General features: G+C 65.8%; 7 protein-coding genes, 2 tRNA genes and 1 pseudogene. 8 read left to right on the top strand and 2 right to left on the bottom strand.

All coding sequences use genetic code 11. From position 1 onward, the window contains the following. The first annotated feature begins 26 nt into the window (after positions 1–26). The 4 genes from I71_RS05985 (at position 27) to I71_RS05970 (ending at position 4154) form a co-directional block, all read left to right on the top strand. Entirely contained in the window at positions 27–497 is a 471-nt protein-coding gene (locus tag I71_RS05985; RefSeq protein WP_244433666.1) for a DUF192 domain-containing protein, read from the top strand. A gap of 84 nt (positions 498–581) precedes the next feature. Next, positions 582–2219, top strand: coding sequence for an efflux RND transporter periplasmic adaptor subunit (locus I71_RS05980; RefSeq protein WP_042692256.1), 1638 nt, complete (start codon positions 582–584; stop codon positions 2217–2219). Further along, the gene (locus tag I71_RS05975) at positions 2209–2925 is read left to right on the top strand and encodes an ABC transporter ATP-binding protein (RefSeq protein WP_244433665.1); all 717 of its coding nucleotides are present in this window, start codon (positions 2209–2211) and stop codon (positions 2923–2925) included. Before I71_RS05980 ends, I71_RS05975 begins: the two co-directional genes overlap by 11 nt. Continuing rightward, complete coding sequence (locus I71_RS05970; RefSeq protein WP_083897003.1) at positions 2922–4154, top strand: ABC transporter permease; 1233 nt, start codon at positions 2922–2924, stop codon at positions 4152–4154. Before I71_RS05975 ends, I71_RS05970 begins: the two co-directional genes overlap by 4 nt. Here the strand turns inward: I71_RS05970 and I71_RS05965 are convergent. Further along, positions 4123–4527, bottom strand: coding sequence for a hypothetical protein (locus I71_RS05965; protein WP_042692253.1), 405 nt, complete (start codon positions 4525–4527; stop codon positions 4123–4125). The two genes, I71_RS05970 and I71_RS05965, sit on opposite strands and share 32 nt — an antisense overlap. A gap of 155 nt (positions 4528–4682) precedes the next feature. Here I71_RS05965 and I71_RS05960 point away from each other — a divergent pair. From I71_RS05960 to I71_RS05950, 3 genes are all read left to right on the top strand, one after another. Continuing rightward, positions 4683–4760 (top strand) — tRNA-Pro (locus I71_RS05960). A 76-nt stretch (positions 4761–4836) separates the two neighbouring features. Then, on the top strand, positions 4837–5133 hold the full coding sequence (locus I71_RS05955; RefSeq protein WP_042692248.1) for an ETC complex I subunit: 297 nt from the start codon (positions 4837–4839) through the stop codon (positions 5131–5133). Between the two features lie 42 nt (positions 5134–5175). Next, positions 5176–5252: transfer RNA gene (locus I71_RS05950), tRNA-Arg, on the top strand. A 207-nt stretch (positions 5253–5459) separates the two neighbouring features. Here I71_RS05950 and I71_RS05945 read toward each other — a convergent pair. Then, positions 5460–7025 (bottom strand): methyl-accepting chemotaxis protein, encoded by a 1566-nt coding sequence (locus I71_RS05945; RefSeq protein WP_244433664.1) that lies wholly within the window; start codon positions 7023–7025, stop codon positions 5460–5462. A 508-nt stretch (positions 7026–7533) separates the two neighbouring features. Between I71_RS05945 and I71_RS35645 the strand changes: the two are divergent. Further along, a pseudogene (locus tag I71_RS35645) lies at positions 7534–7748 on the top strand (hypothetical protein); the annotation flags it as partial.

Here is a 7748-nt window from a genome sequence, read left to right as displayed (position 1 = left end):
GGTCAAGTCAGCTTTCGGGGACAAGCATGATGGTCGGTCGGAGTTTTCGGAGTGTCGTCGCAGCGCTCCTGCTTCTGGTGGTCGCTTTCCGGGCGCTGGCGCTGGAGAGCTTCCAGAAATCCAAGCTGACCATCGAGACGACGGGTGGCGGCAAGTTCCGCTTCGACGTCGAACTGGCGCTGACGCCCGGCCAGCAGGCCCAGGGGCTGATGTTCCGCCAGTCGATGGCGGCCGATGCCGGGATGCTGTTCGTCTATGACCGGGTGCAGCCGGCCAGCTTCTGGATGAAGAACACGCTGATCCCGCTGGACATGCTGTTCATCGCCGCCGATGGCCGCATCGTGAACATTCACGAGCGTGCCGTGCCGGAATCGCTGGATTCGGTCAATTCCGACGGACCGGTGAAGGCGATCCTGGAACTGAACGGCGGCATGGCCTCGCGGCTAGGCATCCGTCCCGGCGACCGTGTGGTCTCGCCGGACATCGCCAAGCCCTGAGGCCAAAAGACGGCCCCTGGCCCATGACTTTCGCGTAAACTCCCCCAGATTCATCGCGCGGGTGGCGCGGTGCGGAGGGGCGCAATGGGCAGGCGGGCGGCGATCTATCTCGGACTTGCGCTCTGCGCCGCAGCCGGGCTGTCCGCCTATGTCGTGCTGGCGCGGGCGGAGCCGGGACCGGCCTATCGGCTGGCGCGGGTGGAGCAGGGTGCGCTGGTCAGCGCCATCACAGCCACCGGCACCATGAGTGCCCTGGTGACGGTCGAGGTCAGTTCCCAACTCTCCGGCCAGATCGCCGAGCTTTATGCCGATTTCAACAACCGGGTCACCAGCGGGCAGATCCTGGCGCGGCTGAATGGCGACCAGCTTGCCGCGCGGCTGGCCCAGGCCGGTGCCGATGTCGATTCCGCCAAGGCGTCCCTGATCCAGCAGCAGGCCCTGCTCGACAAGGCGCGGGCCGATCTTGCCAATGCCAAGGCCAGCGTCGCCAATGCCGACGCCCAGATCGTCCGCGCCGACCTCGCCCAGCGCGATGCCGAGCGCGACCTGCGGCGGCGGCGCGATCTGCAGGGCCGCGGTGTGGTCGCCGCCGCCGATCTTGAGAAGGCGGAGACCGCAGCCCACAGCGCCCAGGCCCAGCTGATTGCCTCCCGCGCCCAGAAGCGTCAGGCGGAAGCGGCGGAGGCGTCCGCAGATGCCTCGCTGGCGGTCGCCGCCGCCCAGGTCGAGGTCGCCCGCGCCCAGGTGGCCCAGCGGGAGGCCGCCTTGCAGTTGGTCCGCGTCGACCTGAACCGTTCCGTCATCCGCTCGCCCATCGACGGGGTGGTGGTGAATCGGGCGGTCAGCACCGGCCAGACGGTGGCGGCAAGCCTGTCGGCGCCCACCCTGTTCACCATCGCCCAGGATCTGCGGCAGATGGAGGTGCTGGCCAGCATCGACGAGGCCGATATCGGCCGGGTACGCGAAGGCATGCCGGTGCGCTTCAGTGTGAATGCTTTTCCCGGTGACAGCTTCACTGGCCGGGTGGCGCAGGTGCGTCTGGCGCCGAAGGAGGACCAGACGGTCGTCACCTACATCGTGGTCATCACGGTGGAGAATCCGGAACTGCGGCTGCTGCCCGGTATGACCGCCAACCTGCGGATCACGGTGGACGAGCGGCCGGCGGCGGTAAAGCTGCCCAATGCCGCCCTGCGTTTCCGTCCGCCCGGTGTGGACGGGGGGGCTGCCGATGCCCCACCCCCGACCACTGGCGGCCTGAACGGTGGCCGGGGCGCCGCCGCGCTGGAGGCCGTGGCCAAGCGGGTGATGGACGGGTTGACGCTGGACGAGGCGAGACGGCGGGACATCGTCGCCCTGGTCGGCGAGGCGCGCGAACGTTTCACTGCTCTGGATGCCGAGGGCGGCGACCCTGAGCGCCGAAGGGTGGAGGCCAACGCCATCCGCACCGCCACGCTGGAGCGGATCGCCGGACTTCTCGACCCGGCGCAGCGCGACCGCTTCGAGTCGCTGCTCGATCCCGGCCGGGCAGCCAACGCGACGCGCACCGTCTGGGTGCCCGGCCCCGGCAATGGGAGTCCTGTCGGCGTGCCGGTGCGGCTCGGCATCGGCGACGGCAGCTTCACCGAGGTGGTGGCGGGGGAACTCCGGGCCGGACAGGAGGTCATCACCGGCATTCTTGCCGCCGACCGTGACAGCCGCCGGGGACCACGCCTTGGCTTCTGACACCGCCAAGCCCTTGATCGCGGTCGATCGGCTCACCCGCCATTACCGCATGGGGCCGCAGATCGTCCATGCGCTCGATGACGTTTCCGTCACCGTCAATCGTGGCGAGTTCGTCGCGGTGATGGGGCCGTCCGGCTCCGGCAAATCCACCTTCATGAACCTGCTCGGCTGCCTGGACCGCCCCGATTCCGGCCACTATCGGCTGGACGGGCAGGAGGTCGCCGGCTTTTCGTCCGACGCGCTGGCGGCGGTGCGCAACCGCAGCATCGGCTTCGTCTTCCAGTCCTTCAACCTGCTGCCGCGCCAGAGCGCGCTCGGCAATGTGATGCTGCCCATGGTCTATGCCGGCGTTGCCAGTGCCCGGCGGGTGGAGCGGGCGCTGGCCGCGCTCGATGCGGTGGGGCTGCGCGAGCGGGCGGGTCACCGGCCGACCCAACTTTCGGGCGGGCAGCAGCAGCGCGTCGCCATTGCCCGCGCCCTGGTCAACGATCCGCTGCTGCTGCTGGCCGACGAGCCGACCGGTGCGCTCGACACCGCCACCAGCCTGGAGATCATCGGTCTGTTCCAGCGGCTGAACCGTCGCGGCATCACCATCGTGCTGGTGACGCATGAGCCGGAGGTGGCGCGCTTTGCCGGCCGTGTCCTGCATTTCCGCGACGGGCGCCTGATCGACGATTTGCGGCAGGATGCGGAGGTCGCGGCGTGACCGCCTGGGACGCGCTCCGCGCCGCGCTCGAGTCGCTGCGGGCGAACATGCTGCGCAGCGCGCTGACCATGCTGGGCATCGTCATCGGCGTTGCCGCCGTCATCGCCATGGTTGCCGTTGGGGCCGGCGCGCGGGATCAGGTGCTGCGTCAGATCGCCAGCCTGGGCACCAACCTGATCATGGTGGGGCAGGGCAGCATCGTCCGCAGCGGAGTGAAGCTCGGCGCCGGCACCGCCTCCTCCCTGACGGAGGATGATGCTCTGTCGGTGCTGGCGGAGATCCCCAGTGTGGTGGTGACCGCGCCGTCGGTGCGCTGGGGATTGCAGATCGTCGCCGGCAACCAGAATTGGGGAACCGTGCTGTTCGGTATCACGCCGGACTATATGGACGCCCGCGACTGGAGCATCGCGGCAGGGCGCGGCCTGTCGGACGAGGATGTGGCGCAGGCCAACAAGGTGGTGGTGCTGGGCCAGACGGTGGTGCGCAACCTGTTCGGCGGCGGCGATCCCATCGGTGAGCCGGTGCGGCTGTTCTCCACCCCGCTGACTGTCGTCGGTGTGCTGGCGGAGAAGGGGCAGAATACCCAGGGCCAGGACCAGGACGACGTCATCTTCGTGCCGCTGTCCATGGCAAAGCGCAACATTCCGGGCATGGCGAAGAGCAACCCGCGCTTCATCCATACCATGGTGGTGAAGATGCGCGACGGCTCCGACATGACCGAAGCCCAGGCGCAGATCCGCGATCTGTTGCGCCAGCGCCACAGGCTGATCCCCGGTCAGGACGACGATTTTTGGATGCGCGATCTGTCGGAGGTGTCGGCGACCCGCGATGCGTCGTCCCGCGCCCTGTCCTTTCTGCTGGCGGCGGTGGCGGCGGTCTCGCTGCTGGTCGGCGGCATCGGCATCATGAACATCATGCTGGTGTCGGTGACCGAGCGCACGCGGGAGATCGGGCTGCGGCTCGCCATCGGTGCGCGCCGGCGCGACATTCTGGTGCAGTTCCTGATCGAATCGACCACGCTGTCGCTCATCGGCGCCTCCATCGGTGTCGCTTTGGGCATCGGCACCGCGGTTGGAGTCGCTGCGCTGGCGGGCTGGCCGACGCTGATCCAGCTCGATTCCGTGGTTCTGGCTGTGGCGGTCAGCGGCCTGATCGGCGTGTTCTTCGGTCTCTATCCCGCGCGTCGTGCTGCTCGCCTCAATCCCATCGAGGCGTTGCGGCACGAATAGCGGCAAAGTCGATTTCCACATCGTCCGTCAGCGCGACCAAGCGCGCGTCGCTGCGCGCCAACATCAGCGCCAGCCTCCCGACCCAAACCACATGCTGCGGAATGGCGAGCAGCGCTGGCTGCCGTTCGGACACCACGCGGGCGAGCGCCAGGGCGGAGGTCGCCGCATGTCGCTTGGCAAGGTCGATCTGACCGACCGATGGAGCGAGCGCTGCGCGCAACGGCCCTCCTCCCATCGGCGCCACCACGTCCACCGCCGCACCAGCGTGCAGCAATTGGTGTGCGAGATCGACGGCTGAGCGGCGGTCCGGCCGGTCGGCAAGGTCGGGCAGGAAAAGGGCAATGGCGAGGGGCGCGGGCGTGAGCGATGGCAATGAAACGGATCCGGAACGGTGGTGGCGACAGGCTGTTGAGCGACCGAACGCCGCAGAATCGACCAGCGCGGCAGGCGCGATGGCGAAAGTCCGCGAAAACAGTGCGCCCTTCGCTTGCCGTCCGCGTGGCGTTCGTGTATCTCACAACGCGGCGACGGGGCGTAGCGCAGTCTGGTCAGCGCGCCAGTTTTGGGTACTGGAGGCCCCCGGTTCGAATCCGGGCGCCCCGACCATCGCCAGAGGGTAATTCCGCGTCCAAGCCATTGGCATGGGGACGCAACCGCAGGCATTTGGGGAGACGAGCAAGCCATGAACGTCCGGATCTATCAGCCGAGCAAGACGGCCATGCAATCCGGCCGGGCCAAGACTCACCGCTGGATGCTCGACTATGAGATCGAGACGCCCCGCCGTCCGGAACCGCTGATGGGCTGGACCAGTTCCGGCGACACGCTGAACCAGGTGCGCCTGTCCTTCGAGACGAAGGAGGAGGCGATCGCCTTTGCGGAGCGCGAGGGCTGGAACTACACCGTTCAGGATGCTCCGATCCGTCGCATCCGTCCGCGCAACTACGCGGATAATTTCCGCACCGACCGCCCGCGCGTCTGATCGCGGGCATCGCCCGGGTTCGAGACACCGCGTTTGGAATAAGGCCCCATAGCTCAGTTGGATAGAGCAGCCGCCTTCTAAGCGGCAGGTCGCTGGTTCGAATCCAGCTGGGGTCGCCACCGCGATATGTGCTGCAGAACAAAAAAGCCCTGCTTCGGCAGGGCTTTTCTTTTGCTTGCCGGCAACGGTCGGTGGCTGGTCAAGCAGCCTTGATATCGCTGAGGAACCGCTCGACGTCGGGCGCATCATCTCGGCCTGCCGGGACAGCTCGACCGCCGCGGTCAACACCTGACCGGCAGCGTTACCGGCCTCGCCTGCATCCTGCATTAACCTGCACGATGCTGCTCAATCACCTCCTGCGTGCCGGCGGCGGCTTGCTGGACGTTGCGGGAAATCTCGTTGGTCGCCGCACTCTGCTCTTCGATGGCCGCGGCAATGGCGGTGGTGATGTCGTTGATGCTGCCGATGGTGCCGCCGATGCCGGTGATCGCCGACACCACGCTCTGGGTCGTCTGCTGGATGGCGCCGATCTGGCTGGCGATCTCGTCGGTCGCCTTGGCGGTCTGGCCGGCAAGGCTCTTGACCTCGCTGGCGACCACCGCGAAGCCCTTGCCGGCCTCGCCGGCGCGGGCCGCCTCGATGGTGGCGTTCAGCGCCAGCAGGTTGGTCTGGCTGGCGATGTCGGTGATCAGGCCGACGACCTCGCCGATCTTTTGAGCGGCCTCGGCAAGGCTGCGCACCGCGTTGCTGGTCTGCGCCGCTTCGTTGACGGCCTTGCCGGCGATGTCGGCGGAGCGGGCGATCTGGGTGCCGATCTCGCGGATGGAACTGGCCATTTCCTCGGTGGCGGTGGCGACGGTCTGGACGTTGGCGCTGGTCTGCTCGGCGGCCGACGCCACGACGGTGGCCTGGCTGCTGGTCTGCTGGGCCATCGCCGACATGCTGTGTGCGGTGGCGTCCAGTTCCGACGCAGCGGCGGCAACCGTGCGCAGGGCAGCGTTGGAGGAGCTTTCAAAGCCGGTGAGCAGCCGCTCGATGGTCTGTGCCCGACGCAGCTTGGCCTGCTGTTCAGCGGCCTCGGCGGCGGCGAGCCGGTCGGCCTCGATCAGGCCGTCCTTGAACACCTGCACCGCGCGGGCCATCGCGCCCAGCTCGTCGCTGCGGGCGGTTCCATCGACGGGCGCGGACAGTTCACGGTTCGCCAGACGGCCCATGGTGCCGGTCAGCGTCAGGATCGGCCGGACCACACTGGACAGCAGCGATGCCGCCAAGCCGATGCAGATCACCGTTACCAGCACGGAGGCGCCGATCGTCAGAGTAATGCTGGTCTCAAAGCGGTCCTGTCCCTCATCGGCCGCCTTGGCGCCCTCGCGGGTGTTGAAGTCGATCAGCTGTTGCAGAAGATCCTTCGCCCTGCGGTATTCCTTTCGCTCGTCACCGCGGAAAATCGCGCCCGCCTCGCTATCCTTGTTGGCGCGAGACAACGGAATCACAGTGCTCTTGCTGATATTCAGATAATTGTTCCACGCTGATTTGAAGGTGTTGTAAGTTTCAGTCTCAAATCCAAAAGTCAGCATCGAGGCGTATTCCTGATCGGCCTTATCAAAGGACGCGAGGATATCCGCCATTGTTTTTTCTTCCGTTGCTCTGTCGGTTTCCGAATTTGCGAGGATATGGACTCCTTCAACGATTCTATAGAAGTCGAATAGCGTATACATATTCGCAGCCGCTTTGACTGAGGGAAGCCAGTTGTTTCTGATCTCGATGGACTTTTCGTTCAAGGCTGACATTTGCAGGATCGAGAAGAGTCCAAATCCGATCATCATTGCAACAACGACCGTGAACGACAGGATTGTCTTGGTCCGAACGGTCATATTTGCCAGCCATGCCATCTAAATCCTCCATTTGCGAATGACGCCTGTGCCAAGATCGATCCCTTGCCGCCCCGCTGTCAGTCGCGGTCGAGTGTGTTCGGGAAGACGGACACCATTGCGACGTCTATGAGCAAATGATGGGCCAACATTATTCAGGAAGCTGAAATCAAGGAAATCAAGCATCCGCCGATTCCGGCGCGGGGGGCAAAGCGTCGGCGAGCCTCGTTCATGAACTGAAGCGGCGGGCCGCATCGCCGCCTGCGATGCGATTTGCGATGCATTCCGCGGTATGCATCTACGGGATTCTACGTAGCTCCAACGTAGCCCTTGCCGTCGAGGGGGCGTGAAAGGAATAGTCCCTTCAAATCCAATCTTTTGATATACCCTCGAACCGAGAGAGGGTTGCGACCTGCCGCGCCCGTGCGGCTGCAACAAAAGCAAAAGGGGACGGCCAAGGCCGCGCCCCCGCAACAGGGAGGTTTCTCCTTTGAGAGGTCTGCTCAGACTAAGCGGGCTGATCGATGCCGTGAACGAAGGCATCGGCAAGCTCGCCTACTGGCTCGTGCTGGTCGCCGTGGTGGTCAGTTCGGTCAACGCAGTCATCCGCTACGCGGCGAACATCAGTTCCAACGCCTGGCTGGAGCTGCAATGGTACCTGTTTCGCGGCGGTGTTCCTGCTGTGCGCCGGCTACACTTTTCTGCGCAACGAGCATATCCGCATCGACATCGTGCTGGGACGCT

Source organism: Azospirillum sp. B506 (genome assembly GCF_000333595.1).
In the GTDB taxonomy this organism is placed as follows: Bacteria; Pseudomonadota; Alphaproteobacteria; order Azospirillales; family Azospirillaceae; genus Azospirillum.
This window is presented reverse-complemented; position numbering and strand designations above follow the sequence as displayed.

Bases quoted from the DNA above. Each gene is read 5' to 3' on its own strand.
- I71_RS05945 (WP_244433664.1), bottom strand. From the start codon at position 7,025: ATGGCATGGCTGGCAAATATGACCGTTCGGACCAAGACAATCCTGTCG.
- I71_RS05980 (WP_042692256.1), top strand. From the start codon at position 582: ATGGGCAGGCGGGCGGCGATCTATCTCGGACTTGCGCTCTGCGCCGCA.
- I71_RS05955 (WP_042692248.1), top strand. From the start codon at position 4,837: ATGAACGTCCGGATCTATCAGCCGAGCAAGACGGCCATGCAATCCGGC.
- I71_RS05985 (WP_244433666.1), top strand. From the start codon at position 27: ATGATGGTCGGTCGGAGTTTTCGGAGTGTCGTCGCAGCGCTCCTGCTT.